Annotated in this window: 15 protein-coding genes and 1 pseudogene; 6 read left to right on the top strand and 10 right to left on the bottom strand. The window is 65.9% G+C overall.

All coding sequences use genetic code 11. The features are described 5' to 3' along the window. Positions 1 to 59: 59 nt before the first annotated feature. Together JZ792_RS01605 and JZ792_RS01610 are read left to right on the top strand one after the other, a co-directional pair. Positions 60 to 884 (top strand): DUF1684 domain-containing protein, encoded by an 825-nt coding sequence (locus JZ792_RS01605; RefSeq protein WP_216905919.1) that lies wholly within the window; start codon positions 60 to 62, stop codon positions 882 to 884. Continuing rightward, positions 881 to 1,954: an LLM class flavin-dependent oxidoreductase gene (locus tag JZ792_RS01610; RefSeq protein WP_216905921.1), complete on the top strand. Its 1,074-nt coding sequence runs from the start codon at positions 881 to 883 to the stop codon at positions 1,952 to 1,954. Before JZ792_RS01605 ends, JZ792_RS01610 begins: the two co-directional genes overlap by 4 nt. Before the next feature lie 6 nt (positions 1,955 to 1,960). On the opposite strand, the gene JZ792_RS01615 is transcribed toward JZ792_RS01610, so the two are convergent. Together JZ792_RS01615 and JZ792_RS01620 are read right to left on the bottom strand one after the other, a co-directional pair. Beyond that, positions 1,961 to 3,004, bottom strand: coding sequence for a CE1 family esterase (locus JZ792_RS01615; protein ID WP_216905923.1), 1,044 nt, complete (start codon positions 3,002 to 3,004; stop codon positions 1,961 to 1,963). Positions 3,005 to 3,067: 63 nt separating this feature from the next. Further along, positions 3,068 to 3,676: a TetR/AcrR family transcriptional regulator gene (locus tag JZ792_RS01620; protein ID WP_216905925.1), complete on the bottom strand. Its 609-nt coding sequence runs from the start codon at positions 3,674 to 3,676 to the stop codon at positions 3,068 to 3,070. A 327-nt stretch (positions 3,677 to 4,003) separates the two neighbouring features. Between JZ792_RS01620 and JZ792_RS01625 the strand changes: the two genes are divergently transcribed. After that, positions 4,004 to 5,353: a PucR family transcriptional regulator gene (locus JZ792_RS01625; RefSeq protein WP_216905927.1), complete on the top strand. Its 1,350-nt coding sequence runs from the start codon at positions 4,004 to 4,006 to the stop codon at positions 5,351 to 5,353. A 53-nt stretch (positions 5,354 to 5,406) separates the two neighbouring features. Then, the gene (locus JZ792_RS01630) at positions 5,407 to 6,231 is read left to right on the top strand and encodes an SDR family NAD(P)-dependent oxidoreductase (protein ID WP_216906189.1); all 825 of its coding nucleotides are present in this window, start codon (positions 5,407 to 5,409) and stop codon (positions 6,229 to 6,231) included. Here JZ792_RS01630 and JZ792_RS01635 read toward each other — a convergent pair. Together JZ792_RS01635 and JZ792_RS41725 are read right to left on the bottom strand one after the other, a co-directional pair. Continuing rightward, positions 6,222 to 6,821, bottom strand: a complete 600-nt coding sequence (locus tag JZ792_RS01635) for an alpha/beta fold hydrolase (RefSeq protein WP_216906192.1) — start codon at positions 6,819 to 6,821, stop codon at positions 6,222 to 6,224. The two genes, JZ792_RS01630 and JZ792_RS01635, sit on opposite strands and share 10 nt — an antisense overlap. 163 nt (positions 6,822 to 6,984) lie before the next feature. Next, positions 6,985 to 7,277: pseudogene (locus tag JZ792_RS41725) on the bottom strand (divalent metal cation transporter); the annotation flags it as partial. Between the two features lie 119 nt (positions 7,278 to 7,396). Here JZ792_RS41725 and JZ792_RS01645 point away from each other — a divergent pair. Further along, on the top strand, positions 7,397 to 7,957 hold the full coding sequence (locus JZ792_RS01645; RefSeq protein ID WP_216905929.1) for a VldE C-terminal domain-containing protein: 561 nt from the start codon (positions 7,397 to 7,399) through the stop codon (positions 7,955 to 7,957). On the opposite strand, the gene JZ792_RS01650 is transcribed toward JZ792_RS01645, so the two are convergent. Together JZ792_RS01650 and JZ792_RS01655 are read right to left on the bottom strand one after the other, a co-directional pair. Continuing rightward, positions 7,947 to 9,110: a fatty acid desaturase family protein gene (locus JZ792_RS01650; protein ID WP_216905931.1), complete on the bottom strand. Its 1,164-nt coding sequence runs from the start codon at positions 9,108 to 9,110 to the stop codon at positions 7,947 to 7,949. The two genes, JZ792_RS01645 and JZ792_RS01650, sit on opposite strands and share 11 nt — an antisense overlap. Positions 9,111 to 9,136: 26 nt before the next feature. Continuing rightward, positions 9,137 to 10,231, bottom strand: a complete 1,095-nt coding sequence (locus tag JZ792_RS01655; protein WP_216905933.1) for a ferredoxin reductase — start codon at positions 10,229 to 10,231, stop codon at positions 9,137 to 9,139. A gap of 86 nt (positions 10,232 to 10,317) precedes the next feature. Between JZ792_RS01655 and JZ792_RS01660 the strand changes: the two genes are divergently transcribed. Then, on the top strand, positions 10,318 to 11,502 hold the full coding sequence (locus tag JZ792_RS01660) for a PucR family transcriptional regulator (RefSeq protein ID WP_216905935.1): 1,185 nt from the start codon (positions 10,318 to 10,320) through the stop codon (positions 11,500 to 11,502). 204 nt (positions 11,503 to 11,706) lie between these two features. On the opposite strand, the gene JZ792_RS01665 is transcribed toward JZ792_RS01660, so the two are convergent. The 4 genes from JZ792_RS01665 to JZ792_RS01680 form a co-directional block, all read right to left on the bottom strand. After that, positions 11,707 to 12,087, bottom strand: coding sequence for a hypothetical protein (locus tag JZ792_RS01665; RefSeq protein ID WP_216905937.1), 381 nt, complete (start codon positions 12,085 to 12,087; stop codon positions 11,707 to 11,709). Next, on the bottom strand, positions 12,084 to 13,334 hold the full coding sequence (locus tag JZ792_RS01670) for a PASTA domain-containing protein (RefSeq protein ID WP_216905939.1): 1,251 nt from the start codon (positions 13,332 to 13,334) through the stop codon (positions 12,084 to 12,086). The genes JZ792_RS01665 and JZ792_RS01670 overlap by 4 nt, the downstream gene beginning before the upstream one ends. Positions 13,335 to 13,407: 73 nt before the next feature. Next, a complete protein-coding gene (locus JZ792_RS01675) occupies positions 13,408 to 13,704 on the bottom strand; it encodes a WXG100 family type VII secretion target (RefSeq protein WP_216905941.1) in 297 nt (98 codons plus the stop codon). After that, positions 13,701 to 14,042, bottom strand: coding sequence for a type VII secretion target (locus tag JZ792_RS01680; protein ID WP_216905943.1), 342 nt, complete (start codon positions 14,040 to 14,042; stop codon positions 13,701 to 13,703). The genes JZ792_RS01675 and JZ792_RS01680 overlap by 4 nt, the downstream gene beginning before the upstream one ends. Between the last annotated feature and the right edge of the window lie 36 nt (positions 14,043 to 14,078).

Below are 14,078 nucleotides of genomic sequence, written 5' to 3' on the forward strand. Positions count from 1 at the left end.
CACCGCGTCTTTCGCCATGACACGAGATCGTCGATGGCGCTGGTCGAGAGGAGCACCGTATGACGACATCGGCTGCCGCGGGCCCCCGCACCGACGCGTTCGGCGTCGACTGGGAGAACTGGCACAGTGCCCAGGAAGCTCGATTGTCCGCACCGCACGGATTCCTGGCGATCACCGCCCTGCACTGGCTGACCGACACCCCGCAGCGGTTCTCCGACGCCCCCGGCGCCTGGTCCGCGGGACCGGACGGTGTCCTCGTCTCGCTCGACGACGGTGAGGAACTGGTGATCGACGGCGCGACCGTCCACGGTGAGCACCGATTCGGGATCATCCCCGAACGCGGTGGCATCGAAGCGATCTGGGGCGACGCGGTGATCGAGGTGGCCAAGCGCGGCGGCTACGACATCGTCCGCCCCCGCCATCCCGGTAATCCGCTGCGGACCGGATTCCGCGGCACCCCGGCCTACGCACCGGACCCGAAATGGGTGGTCGAGGGACGGTACGTGCCCTTCGAGCAGCCGCGACCGACCACGGTCGGCGCGTCCGTGGAAGGACTGGAACACGTCTACGAGGCGCCCGGGCGCGTGGAATTCGAACTCGACGGGCACGTGCTCGGACTGACCGCCTTCCCCGGCAAGACGCCGGGCAGTCTGACGGTGCTGTTCACCGACACCACCTCCGGAGTCACCACCTACGCCGCGAATCGTGTTCTGCAACTGCCGCCCCCGGGTTCCGGTGGCGCGGTCACACTCGATTTCAATCGGGCGGTCAATCTGCCGTGCGCCTACACGGATCTGGCGACCTGCCCGCTGCCGCCCGCCGAGAACCGTCTTCCGGTCGCGATCGAAGCGGGCGAGAAGATTCCCCACGAGCGGAACCGATGAGCGCGGAACCGACGATCGCGGACGAACCCCGGATCGCGACACTCGCCTTCCTGACCCCCGGCAACTTTCCCGACGCCGATCCGGCCACCGGACTCGAGGACACGCTCGAACTGTTCGAATACGGCGAACGTCTCGGTTTCGACGGGGCCTGGATCCGGCAGCGTCACCTCGAGCACGGCGTCGGATCCGCGGCGGTGTTCCTCGCCGCGGCCGCCCAGCGGACCAGCCGTGTCGAACTCGGAACGGCCGTGATCCCGATCGGCTACGAGAGCCCCTTCCGGCTCGCCGAGGATCTCTCGGTGGCCGACGCCCTGTCCAAGGGGCGGCTGCAACCGGGTTTCAGCGCGGGCACTCCACCGCACGCCGATCTCATGGGCCATCTCGTCTTCGACGGGGACTGGCGAACCTACGATCTGTCCTACGGCCGCATCGAGCGGCTGATCGGGAATCTGCGCGGCACCTACCTCGGTGACGAGGACGCGGTGATCCACTCACCGGGCAATACCCAGCGCCCACGTCTCCAGCCGTACAGCCCCGGCCTGGTCGACCGGGTCTGGTACGGCGGCTCCAGCACCCGTTCGGTCCGCTGGGCAGGTGAGAACGGGTTGAATCTGCTCACCGGCAATATCGTCATCGGCGACCGCAGCGACGATTTCGCCACCACCCAGCTGGGCCTGATCGACGACTACCGTCAGCGCATCGATCCGGCGCGTCCGGGCAGGATCGCGGTCGGGCGAGTGATCGTGCCGCTCGACAGCGCCGACCGGGCGACCCGCGAACGCTACCGCGCCTACGCGGCGTCCCGGCACGAACGCACCCTCGCGCCCCAGGGCGAGCGGAGGGTGCTGTTCGCCCCGGACGTGGTCGGTACCGCCGACGAGATCGTGGATCGCCTGCGCGCCGATCCGGTTCTCGCGCAGGTCTCCGAATTGCGACTGGAACTTCCCTACGAATTCCATCGCGGTGAATACGAGCAGATCCTGCACGACACCGTCGAACTGATCGCGCCGAGACTGGGCTGGAAACCCGCCGGATCGACCGCGGCCGAGGACATCACGCTCTCGGCGTGAGAGCGGTCAGTCCCTTATCGGATGGCTACGGAAGAAGTCCCAGATCAATGCCGTGGCACTGATCGAGTTCGTGTTCTGGCCGACGATGAACGACGGGTACAGCGGCGAGTCGGTGCCGGGCCAGATATGGCCGCCTCCGACGATCGAGTACAGGTGCACGTCGATACCGGTCGGGCACGAGTAGCGGTCGACGACCACGTCGGCCGCGATCGTCGTCCGGACCGGTGCCCCGGTGCACCCGTCGCGGCGCGCCCAGGCCGCGGCGTTGTCGGTGACGGCTCGTGGACTCGCGGAGGTGTTCTCGTCACTCGCCCCGGAGCCGGACGCCGAACCGGAATTCGATTGTCCGGCATACGGAACGATCGCGTCGTCGGTGCCGTGGAACGCGATCACCGGCACCGGCCGCGCCGGACGGCACCAGCTGAAATCCCTCAACCCGGAGACCGGAGCGATGGCCGCGATCCGATCGGCGAACCGGCAACCGAGTGAACTGGTGGCGAACGCGCCCATGGACAGGCCGGTGACGAAGACGCGCCGTAGATCGACGCACAGGGTGGACTCCACGTGCGTCAGTACCTGGGACAGCCACGTGATGTCTGCCGAGTCGGGGCCGAACTCCCACTGTGCCGGGCCGAGCCGGTCCAGTTGCGGGGTGATGGTGACGAACCCGTTTCGGTAGCCGTATTCGCCCAGACCGCTGCCCAATTCGGCGATGTCGATATTCTCCAGCAGGCCGTGCAGGGCGAGGACCAGCGGTAGCGGTCGATTCGCGCCTGCCGGGACATTCTGTCGATACTGGCCCGACTTGTCGGTGCCCTGGAATTTCACCGTCGTCGCCCCCTGGACGGGGACCGGTCGGCCACACCCCGCGGAAGGCACGGGGGCGGGCCCGGGGTTGTCGGCGTAGGCGACGCCTCCGGCGGCGACGACGAACGAGGCGACGCACACCACCTTCATCGCCACCGTGGTGAGCACCCGGAGTCCGTGCCCGACGCTTCGACGGCGTCCGGCGATCGGATCATCGACTATCGCAATATTGTTCTCGAACATGAGAGGCAGAGTCTCAGGCCGAGTACCTGATTCCGAAGGCCTCGCGATATCTATTGGAAATCCTCATGTCCGATCGCCGCTCCCGTCTCCAGCGATCACAGGCATCGGGTGATCGGCGCGGTAGAGGGCGTGCCGTAACAGGCTCCAGGCGTGGCGCGCGGCGCCGCGACGGTCGCTCGGTGGCGTCTGATGCAGCAGTGCCGCGAGCATGCCGAACGCGAGGTAGATGTCGTTGGCCGTGATCTCCTCGCGTAGGCTGCCGCGTCGGCGGATGTCGGAGAACTTGTCCGACAACAGCTTCCGCAGTCTGGCCCGGATCGAAGCGAGATGCGGGTTGTGGCTTTCGGCGGAGTCGAGTACCGCGATGAAGGCGGCGGCGTCGGTGAGTTGCCGGTAGAGGGCTTCGAGGACGTCGTCGATGGTTGACTCGTCCTGCTGGGCCAGGGATTCGAGCGCCACGAGATTGCTCTCGTAGACGGCGTGGATCAACTGACCGCGGGTGGGGAAATGGCGATAGAGACTGCCCTGCCCGACACCTGCGGTCTGGGCGATCAGCGTCATGGGCGCGGATCTGCCGTGTTCGGCGAAGATGTCGCGGGCGGCGACGAGGATCGCGGCGCGGTTCTCGGCCGCGGCGGCGCGCCCTCGGTTGACGCGACTCGCGGTACTCACGGTTTCGACTCTACTCGGCGGGTCATCGAGTCGGTGGTCACGCGGTGCGGTGTGAGGCCCCGCGAGTCGTGTTCCGTCGTCGAATGTGTCAAGACGCATGCGGGCCGCCGCGCGAAATATTCGACGCCAGCGGCAGTTTCGAGCTGCGGGTTCGGTTCGGCGCCCGCGCGCGTGGCGTGCCGTCCCCGTCACTTCGAACCGGGGCGTCGAGCGTCACATCTTGACCGACGAAGTGATGTAGGGAACACTACTGACGGGTAACCGGATTCTACTGTCCGGTTGCCGGTGTGGCCCTGCGAGACCACACGACTCGAAGAGGAGTTGTCGATGGACGAGCGCAACCGCAGCGGTATGCACGGGCGCGGACGGGGTCCACGGGTCGCGGTGTCGGCTGCGGCAGTGACGCCGACCGAGAGATCCCGCCATACCGGTGCCGCTCGGGCACTCGGGCCTGCCGCGATATCCCTGCGTGACACCGAGTCGCTCGCCGAGGAGATGGTGCGGCACTTCCGTCAGACCGTCGCCCAATGCCTCACGCTGCCCGATGACGCGCTCCGTGGCGACATCACCGCGGTCACCGTGAACTGCCTGCGGATCGCCACCACGATTCTCGACGGACGCGGTACTCCCACCGAACACGAAGTGGCACAACTGGAATCCGCCGCCGGGCGATGGGCCCGCGACGGCGTACCGGTGGATGTGATCCTGCACGCGCTGCACGAGGGTTCGCGGATGGCCCACGAACTGGTGGCGACCAGGTCCGGGATCGTCTCGGTCGCCCAATGCGTGGACATCGGCGCGCGCACCGTCGAACTGCTCGACCTGATGACCACGACCGTGACGATGGCCTATCTGCGCGAATATCGTGCTGCCGCGGGGCAGAGCCCCGATCCGATACGCGCGCTCACCGTGGCGATGATGAACGGCAGGGCCACGGCGGCGATGGCGCGCGAATGCGGCGTGACCATCGCCGATCGCTACCACATCCTGGCGCTGTCCTTGGCATATCCCGCCGCCGCGTTCGGCGGCACCGTCGACCGCCGGGCCGCATCACGGCAAGTCGTTCAGCGAATCCGATCGGAACTCGCCGCCGAGGGTGGCAAAGACGTCATTTCCTCGCTGAGTCTCGGCGGTGGGACGATCCTGATTCCCGGCACGACACTGCCCGTCGATCGGTTGAAGTCCCTCGTCGAGGCCGTCGCCGACGCGGCCGAGGCCGTTGTCACGGCGGTACACCTCGAAGTGCCCGTCGACGCCATCGCGGAGCACTCGCAAACACTGCATCACATGGTCGACCTCGCCGACCGACTGCAACGTGCCCTGTCGGCGAAGGCGGAGACCAGGCTGTACCGGTTCGACCAATTGGCCGCCGAGTACCAACTGACCCGCCCGGGAGCGGTCAGGGACTCCCTCGCCCGCCGACTCGACCCGCTGATGGCCCACCCCGTACTGCTGGAGACGCTCACCGTCTACCTGCTCAACGATCAGAACCGCCAGCACGCCGCGCGACGAATGTACATCCACCCCAACACCATCGACCACCGACTCAAACGGATCGCCGTGATCACCGGACTCGATCCGGCGCGCGCCGACGGCCAATGGGCCCTCCGCGCGGCGCTGATCGCGCGGACATTCCCACCGCGAGCGGAGAGTTCGGCCGTCGACGAGGAAAATTGATGAACGAGCATGTCGGAACCCGAGCCGGGCAAGACGGTGAACCCGTCGCCGACCTGTCCTTCCGAGACCGGTACGGCCCGTGGGCGATCATCGCGGGCGCCTCGGAAGGGGTGGGCGCGTTGTACGCCCGCGCGATGGCGGAGCGCGGCTTGCACCTCGTCCTGCTGGCCCGCCGCCGCGAGACCCTCGAAGAAGTGGCCGAGGACATCCGCACCGCGACCGGGGTTCACGTGCGCGTGCTCGCCGTCGATCTGTCCCGCCAGGACGCGACCACGACCATCGTCACCGCGACCGAGGACCTCGACGTCGGCATGCTGATGTACTGCGCCGGCGCGGACCCGAACTTCGCGCATTTCCTCTCCGAACCGCTCGACACCGCACTGGCGATGGTGCAGCGCAACTGCGTGACGCCGATGCGGCTGTGTCACCATTTCGCCCCGGCCATGGTGGAACGGGGAAGGGGTGCGCTGGTGGTGATCACCTCGGTGGCGGGGCTCTACGGAGCCCCGAATATGGTGACCTACTCGGCGACCAAGGCATTCGACCTGGTCATGGCCGAGGCCCTGTGGTCCGAACTGCACGGACAAGGCGTCGATGTCCTCGCATTGGTGCTGGGAACCACCGATACACCCGCACTGCGTCGTGCGCTCGCCGAGCGCGGCGCCCTCGACCATCCGACCGCGACAACCCCGCTCGCGGGGGCCGCGACACCGGAAGAGGTTGTCGCCGAGGCGATCGCGAACCTGTCCAACGGTCCCACCTGGATCGTCGGCGACCAGCTGCGTGAATTCACTCGCAGGCTCGGCCTGAAAACGCGCGGCGAGGCGATCGGAGTGCTGGCCCGTCACAGCGGCGATGCCGCAGGCGGTCAGCGGTAGGGCGGCTCGTGATGCGCATCCAAGAATTCGGTGATCGCGGTGATGTAGTCGGTGGGGCGGCTGAGCAGCAACGAGTGTCCGCCGTCGGGGAAGGTGCGCAGTTCCGCGTCGGGGTGCAGGTCTTGTAGGCGTTGGGTGTGGGTGGTGGTGATGAGGGGGTCGTCGTCGGCCCGGATGATCAGGGTGGGGCCTTGCCATGGTGTGCGGGGGTGGAGGTCTGTCAATCGTCGGGCGGCGTCGAGCAGGCGTTGGTAGGAATTGATCGCGGCCTGGTGTCCGGCAGTGCGGGTCGCGGCGTCGACGCGTTCGACCCAGAAGTCGGCTTCGGCGGCGTCTTTCCAGGTATTGCGCAGGGAAGCGCCGATCGCGGCGAGGGTGTCGTCGAAGGGGGTGTCGCGGGTGCGGGTGAGGGAGGTTTGCAGGCGGTTGATGTCTTCGGGGCCGTAGAGACCGGTGCCGGTGAGCATCAGGGATCGCACGCGATCGGGTGCGTATTGGGACAGGACTTCGGCGAGCATGCCTCCGGCAGATTGACAACGGACCGCGAGTGCGGGTCGAGCGGAAGCCGCCGTGGCCTCGCGGCGCGCAATTGAGTTAGGGTATCCTAATTATAAGCTCGGCGGGAGGGGCAGTTCACCTGTGTCGGGGTTACCGGCGCGCGATTGAGCCTTCGTCGGCGCGTGTTCCGCTCTGTGTATCGGGCCAGGAGTACCTGTAAATCCCACTGGTACTCAGAGACTTTCCGCTCCATTTTCCGGTGACGGTGAGGTAGATCGGCGCGACGTTGAGCACGCTGGTGATGGCGGTGACGAGCGAGGCCGGTGCGGTGGTGAGGCGGTGGTTGACGTCGGCGCCCATGCGGGTGCGGTCACTGGTGAAGCGGACCAGGGGGATCAGGGCGAAGGGGATGCCGAAGGACAGCACCACCTGGGAGATGATCACGGCGCGGGTGGGTCGATCCCGACGGCGAGGATGACCAGGGGGATCAGGGTGACCACCGCTCGGCGCCTTCGCGTGACTTTCTTGCGACCGTTTCGTATCATTGCGCGAGTTCCCTTCTCGACACTAGCTGGTGATTGAAACGTCCGGTCGACATCGCGGCCCCGCGGCGCCCACAGGCCGCACCTCCCTGATTGTTTGCAGTCTCGCCGCGACTGTGCCCGCGATGCTCTGGACGGCGGTGCGGCCGAGCGGGTCCGAAGTGCAGCAGATCAGTGCGGTCTCGGTGCCGGGGCCGTCGGCTATCGAGCTCGATTCGTTGCCCGTCCTGGCGCATGACGCGCCGGCGCCGGCGCCGGCGCCGAGGTTACGCCCGATTGCCGCAGACGACGAAGAGGCGGCACCCTCGGCTCGGAAGGCGAAACTCCCGTGCGGGACGGAGTGGAAGGGCACCCAGCCGCATGTCGCGCAGGTCAGTTACATGGTGCAGCAGATGTTCGGGATTTCCGATATCGGTGGCGCGCAGGGGCGCTACGGCAACGATGATCACGCTGCCGGTCTCGCGCTCGACATCATGACGTCGAACCCGGCCCAGGGTAATGCGATCGCTGCGTTCGTACTGGCCAACAAAGCGCGGTTCGGCGTTACCTACGTGATCTGGCAGCAGCGCTACAACGATGGCGGCGGCTGGTCGTTCATGGAGGACCGCGGCGACCCGACCCAGAATCACTACGACCATGTGCATGTCTCATTCGCCCGATCCGGGGCAGCGAATCTCACCTGCTGATGAGAGGTCCCTCGATACGTTCCGAGGCGACCTCCGCCGCGACGGTTTCGATTTCCTCCGTCCGAAGGAAGTCGTTGGGCAGGGACAGGCGAATCACCTTGTGCCACGCCGAGGCGACTTGGCGGTGGATCGGACCCGAGGTGTAGGTGAGGCCGTAGCGCTGGAAGAGTTGCTCGACCTGCGGCGCGATCTCCTGGTAGCGGTTGCTTGGCAGGTCGGGAAACAGGTGGTGCTCGATCTGGAAGGAGAGGTTCCCGGTCATCAGGTGCAGCAGGGCGCTCCCTTCGATATTGGCCGACCCCAGCATCTGCCGCAGGTACCACTCACCCCGCGTCTCGCCGTCGATCGATGTCTTCTCGAACGTCTGCACGCCTTCGGGGAAGTGACCGCACATGATGACCGAATGGGTCCACAGATTGCGGAGGAGATTCGCGGTCAGGTTGGCCGTGAAGGTGGTCGGGGCCGATATTCCCGACAGGAGCGGGTGGAGCAGGTAGTCGCGGGTGGCGTGGCGGCCGATCTTGCGCAGTGTGGCGCCGACTCGGGCGCGGAACCCCGGATCGCGTCGGCGCTCGCCGCTCAGATTCTTCCCGAGTTCGAGATCGTATGCGGCGATGCCGTACTGGAAGAAGCAGGCATTGAGCAGATTCCACAGGGGCTGGCCGAGATGCAGGGGTGACCAGGGCTGGTCCTCGTCGACGCGCATGATGCCGTACCCGAGGTCGTTGTCCTTGCCCAATACGTTGGTATAGGTGTGGTGCAATTCGTTGTGGGAGTGCTTCCACTGATCGGACGGGGAAGCGTTGTCCCACTCCCACGTCGTGGAATGGATCTTCGGATCGCGCATCCAGTCCCACTGGCCGTGCATGACGTTGTGTCCGATCTCCATGTTCTCGAGGATCTTCGCGATCGACAGCCCAGCGGTGCCGAGCAGCCAGGCGGGCGGAAATATCGAGCCCAACAGCACGATTCGGCTGATCGCCTCCAGCGAGCGCTGGGTGGTGATCACCTCACGGATGTAGGCGGCGTCCTGCGCGCCACGGTCGGCGAGGACCTGGTCGCGAATGGTGTCGAGTTCGCGGCCGAGCGTCTCGATGTCCTCGGCGCTCAGGTGTGCCACGGGGCTGTTCGGGTTCTTCTGTATCGCGGTCATGAGTTTCCCAGTCTGTTGTCCGGTGGTCAGAGAGCGATTTCGCAGGCACCCGCGGCTGCGGAAACGCAAGTCTGGACGAGTACGCCGTCTCCGGAATCGGCGGCGGTGGTGAGGTCACCGTTGCGGAGGTCTCGGACGGCCCCCCGATGCAGGGGAACCACGCATCCGAAGCACACGCCCATCCGGCATCCCGAGGGCATGAGCACTCCGGCCGCTTCACCCGCGTCGAGCACGCTCGTCGCCCCGTCGGTCTGTACCGACGTCCGCGTGCGGGTGAAGGTGACGCTGCCGCCGACTCCGGTGACGACGGGGGCGGCCCGAAAGCGTTCGGTGCGAAGGAGATCCGCCATACCGGATTCCCGGTAGTGCTGTTCGAGCGCGTCGAGCATCGGCGCCGGTCCGCACGCCCAGGCGGAACGTTCCGCCAGATCCGGCACCGCCGCGAGGAGGTCGTCGACGGTGAGACGTCCACCGCCGGTGGTGAACCGTTCGACCAGGCGAATACGGCGGTCGGCGGCCAGCGCGCGCAGTTCGGCGCCGAAGATGGCGTCCTCGGCGGTGGGGCAGGAGTGCACGAGTACGACGTCGTCGAGTTCGCGCAAGGATTCGCGGAGCATGCTCATCACCGGGGTGATGCCGCTCCCGGCTGTGATGAACAGCGTTTTGGCGGGCCGAGGGGTGGGCAGGACGAACTCGCCCGACGGTTGATCGAGCTGCACGATCGTTCCGGCCCGGGCCCGATCGACCAGGTGGGACGAGACGACCCCGTCGGGTACCGCCTTGACGGTGATGGTGAACGTGCCGTCGTCGTGTCGTGAGGAGATCGAATAGGCGCGCCACTGCCGGACGCCGTCGACGTCGATACCGATGCGCACATACTGTCCGGCGACGGGGCGGTGCCACCCTCGGCCGGGACGGATCCTGATCGTGGCCGCATCGGCCGTTTCCGCCACGACCGACTCGATTCGCCCCCTCGGGTCGGTGCGACTGTGCAGCGGCCGTACGAGATCGACGAAGTCCTGGGGGACCAGCGGGGTGGTGACGAGTTCGGCCAGCCGACGCACCCGACGTCGGGCGACTCGGGCCACAACGGCGGTCTGCTCTGCCAACGAATGTGTCATTACTCCATACTGGGCGCTCGGAAGTGTAAAATCTTGACCTGAATGCGTGAAAAAATGGGCCAATTTTGTTCGCAGAGGATAAATCCATGGTGTCAGCGCAGGTGGATCTGCCGAAGGCCGTGATCGATGCCATGTGGTCGGCACTGCCGACGGTGGCCGAGCGAACGGTGGCAACGGTCATCGCGGAAGTGCCCAGCTACGCCGACGCTTTCAGCGGCAGGATGGGCCGCATCATCGAAGGCGCTGTACAGCAGGCACTTCAAGGTTTCATCAAGGAGTCCACCGAGCCTCCACCGGACGACACCGACGTCGCCGCGGCCGGACCGAGTCTCGACGGCGCGTATTCGCTGGGACGCGGTGAGGCCCGCCAGGGACGCTCGACCGACGTCCTGCTCGCCGCCTACCGGACCGGGGCGACCGTCGCGTGGCGTGAGTTGAGCGGCATCGCCGTGTCCCACGGACTGCCCGGGGACATCCTGGCACTGCTCGCGGAACTGATGTTCGGCTACATCGACCGTCTCTCGGCCTACAGCGTGGCCGGACATGCCGAGGAACTCGCGATCAGCGGGCTGTCACGTCAGCGCAATCGTGAGCGTCTCGTCCAGCAGATTCTGGCGGGCGCGTCGGTCGACGATCTCGCGGCGGCGGCCGAACGTGCGGAGTGGCGGCCACCCCGCACGCTGACCGCCGTGGCCCTGTCGGAGGGCGCCGAACGCGTCATCGCCGCACAACTCGATCCGCGGACACTGCGGCTACCCGACAACGTCGCCGACCGGACCGGCGAGCAGTGGCTCGTGCTGTTGCTTCCCGATGTGAACCGGAGGACCCGAACGAGACTGGTCCGCGCGTCGGCCGATCACCGCGCCGTCCTCGGCCCGGTCAGACCGTGGGAGAACGCCGCGGCCTCGGTGCACCGCGTCATGCGAAGTATCGACATGGATCTCGGCTCCGGCCCGGTCGTCGACACCGATGACTACCTGACCGAGATTGTCCTGCGCGCCGACCCGATCGCACTGTCCGACCTGCGGACCAAAGTGCTTGCCCCACTCGATGATCTGCGGCCGGCGACAAGGGAAAAGCTGATCGAGACATTGCGCGCGTGGCTACTCCACCACGGACGACGTGACGAGATCGCCGCGTCACTCCACGTCCACCCTCAGACGGTCCGCTACCGGATCGGCCAACTCCGCGAACAGTACGGCGAGCGTCTCACCGACCCGGGCACGATCCTGGAGCTCACCGTCGCCTTGGGGGCGGCGGATAGCCGCTAACAGCCGAATCGGCTCGGGCATGCCGGGGCGGCATGACTCACCGCGCTCGGACCAGGTGTGCCGCCACACACGTCAGAGCTGATCACCGGTGCTCGAGCGGCTCCGCGCACCCCCTCCGACGAGAACAGGTGCTCGGTGGCAGACACGGGCGAGATTGTCGATCCAGCCACCATCCCGCAAGCGCGATCTCAGCCACGGCGGCGATTACGCGTTCTCTGTGAACATGGTCGCGACGGCGGCGACCACGACCAGCCGGACCGGCCCCTCGGTCCGAAACCAGAGCAGCCGAGGTAGCGACAGCGACCGTCGAGCATTGACCGACAAGCCGACAGGCCACGGCTCATCACCGGGCTCGAGGATCGTCGCCTCCACTTTGTCCAGCGGTTCGGCATCAGGTCCCGGAAACCGGCTGATCGAAAAGTAGTAGAGCCGTTCGAAAGACAGATAGTAGTCGGGCTTTTGAGGTCCCCAATGCAATCCCACGTCGAGTGTGTCGCCCTCGGCACCTCGTACCAGTGCGAGCCGATCGATGAAGTACCCACCGAAATGCGGCGCAGCAGCACATACGTTCTCGATATTCGTCATCGAATTACTGTCTCTCCGGTGGAGTGTTTGTCGGTGAGCTGCCCGTCCGGGCCGATCCTCGGATGATAGTTCTTGGCGTTCGGGCCGGGATCCACCTTCGGTCCGAGGCGTATGACCTCTCCATCCGGCCTGATCCATACCTGGCTACCATCGGAATGGACGTATCGTCGATAGCCACCCGTGGTCTCGCCCTTCTGTGTGAAGCCCTGGTTCTCGATAGCGCGCTCGGCCTCATCGAGTGTCTTGCCTTGGAGATTCGGAACTTTTGCCGCTGCGCTGCTGGTAGCAGCGGACTCACCGGGTTGCGGGTTTGCGGTTCCGCTGCCGTCATCGCTGTTGGCAATCGACGCGATCGTCAGTGCGGCGATGGCGGCGATCCCGGTCGTGACAAGTGCGGCTGTGCCGAACTGGATCCCCGCCAATGTGGTGAAGAATGATCCAATCGCACCTGCGGCGGCCGTTGCCGCGCTGTCGAGTGTGACACCTTCCACTGCGACCGCACGAGGATTGCGGATGTACACGACGGTGACGGCGATCGTGATCGACGCACCGACGATAATCGCGGCGACCCCGGTGTTGACCTCGGAGCGGACTGAGACCAGCGCGGCGTGATGATGAGTGGTCGCCGCAGCGAGATCGTTGGCAGCCAATCGGATCTCATCTGCACCCGCAGCGAGTGTCCTGAGATGCGCGACCAGGTTCGGGATGTCCGGTGCATCGGAGCGGGACAATCCATCCGCTACGCCCTTCAACCGGGATTCCGCGCCGAAGACCGGCACGCTGTCGGCGAAGCGGCGCCATGCCTCAGCAGCGCGAGCCAGCTTGTCAGTATCCCCGTCGGGTATTCCGCCACCGGCGAGCTGGGCAGTGATCTTGTCGTACAGCTCCGGAAAGTCGGACTCGAGACCACTCCCGTTGCGTTTCGACGAGGCCACGCCTACAGCGATCGCTGCCCCATACGGCAATTCGGACGGAATCGCCCGCGGAGACGATGGGCCCGGCCCCTTGTTCGGATCTCGGTTCGCCGCATACTCCGACCATTCCCAGTTGTATCCGGACGCGATCGCGATATCGGCGAAATGTGTTAATGCTCTTGCGAAACCGGTTGCTGCTGTAACAAGGGCGCTTGCACGCTCATCATAGCTGCGCGACCATGCCGCGACAGCCTCGTACCGTCCGGCCATCCCGCTGGTTCCAGGTGTCGCTCCCGCTCCGTTGAGGGTGGCCTGCAGGGTGTTGTACGACACCTGGAAATCTTCCGACAGCCGGTAGCAGTTATCCGCAGCTGTGTAATGCGTCTGCGGCGCCACAACAGGCAAGTCAGCCCCCGGTCATCTTCAAGTTCGCCTCCGTCGCACGGGTATAGGACTCATGGGCGGCTTTCGCCGCATCACTCATCTCATAGATCCCGGTAGCGAACTCCCGAGCATCGGAGGCCCACCGCTGATGTGCCTCCTGGTACGCGGCGGCAGCCACACTGTTCCACCCGGACTCAGCGATGCCCGCCACTCTGCGGTCGATCTCCTCGAGGCGCTCAGCGATGAAACCGGCCAATCCCGAGAGCCGGGCAACGAGCTGTTCGATTTCGTTGCTGTCGAATGTGAATTCACCACTCACGGCAGTCCCGGAAGATCGAGACTGCTGACGGTGGTGGTGAGATCGGCGGCAGCGGCCTGATCTTGGGCCTGGTAAGTCTGCGCGGTAATTCCGAGTTTCTCCGCCATATCGCTCAGAGCAGAAGCAATCGCGTTCCCACTGTCCCGGACATCGCTCCAACCTGAACGGAACGCGTCGGAAGCGACACCGGTCCATGAACCATCGAGCACATCATCGATGTCGATAGCCGCACCGTCGAGGGCCGACTGGATGCCCATCACCGTCTCGTGTAGGTATCGGCCCAGATCCTGCACATCGGCCGGAACAACCGACAATGAGTCAACCCCATTCATTGCCATTCCGTAATTCTACCTGATAATGCGCTCACCGAATAT

The sequence above is a fragment of the Nocardia noduli genome (genome assembly GCF_019038455.1).
In the GTDB taxonomy this organism is placed as follows: domain Bacteria; phylum Actinomycetota; class Actinomycetes; order Mycobacteriales; family Mycobacteriaceae; genus Nocardia; species Nocardia noduli.

Excerpts from the sequence above, each read along its gene's own strand:
- JZ792_RS01605 (WP_216905919.1), top strand. The coding sequence starts at position 60 with ATGACGACATCGGCTGCCGCGGGCCCCCGCACCGACGCGTTCGGCGTC.
- JZ792_RS01645 (WP_216905929.1), top strand. The coding sequence starts at position 7,397 with ATGCTCTGGACGGCGGTGCGGCCGAGCGGGTCCGAAGTGCAGCAGATC.
- JZ792_RS01650 (WP_216905931.1), bottom strand. The coding sequence starts at position 9,110 with ATGACCGCGATACAGAAGAACCCGAACAGCCCCGTGGCACACCTGAGC.
- JZ792_RS01615 (WP_216905923.1), bottom strand. The coding sequence starts at position 3,004 with ATGTTCGAGAACAATATTGCGATAGTCGATGATCCGATCGCCGGACGC.
- JZ792_RS01625 (WP_216905927.1), top strand. The coding sequence starts at position 4,004 with ATGGACGAGCGCAACCGCAGCGGTATGCACGGGCGCGGACGGGGTCCA.
- JZ792_RS01610 (WP_216905921.1), top strand. The coding sequence starts at position 881 with ATGAGCGCGGAACCGACGATCGCGGACGAACCCCGGATCGCGACACTC.
- JZ792_RS01655 (WP_216905933.1), bottom strand. The coding sequence starts at position 10,231 with ATGACACATTCGTTGGCAGAGCAGACCGCCGTTGTGGCCCGAGTCGCC.
- JZ792_RS01665 (WP_216905937.1), bottom strand. The coding sequence starts at position 12,087 with ATGACGAATATCGAGAACGTATGTGCTGCTGCGCCGCATTTCGGTGGG.
- JZ792_RS01660 (WP_216905935.1), top strand. The coding sequence starts at position 10,318 with ATGGTGTCAGCGCAGGTGGATCTGCCGAAGGCCGTGATCGATGCCATG.
- JZ792_RS01680 (WP_216905943.1), bottom strand. The coding sequence starts at position 14,042 with ATGGCAATGAATGGGGTTGACTCATTGTCGGTTGTTCCGGCCGATGTG.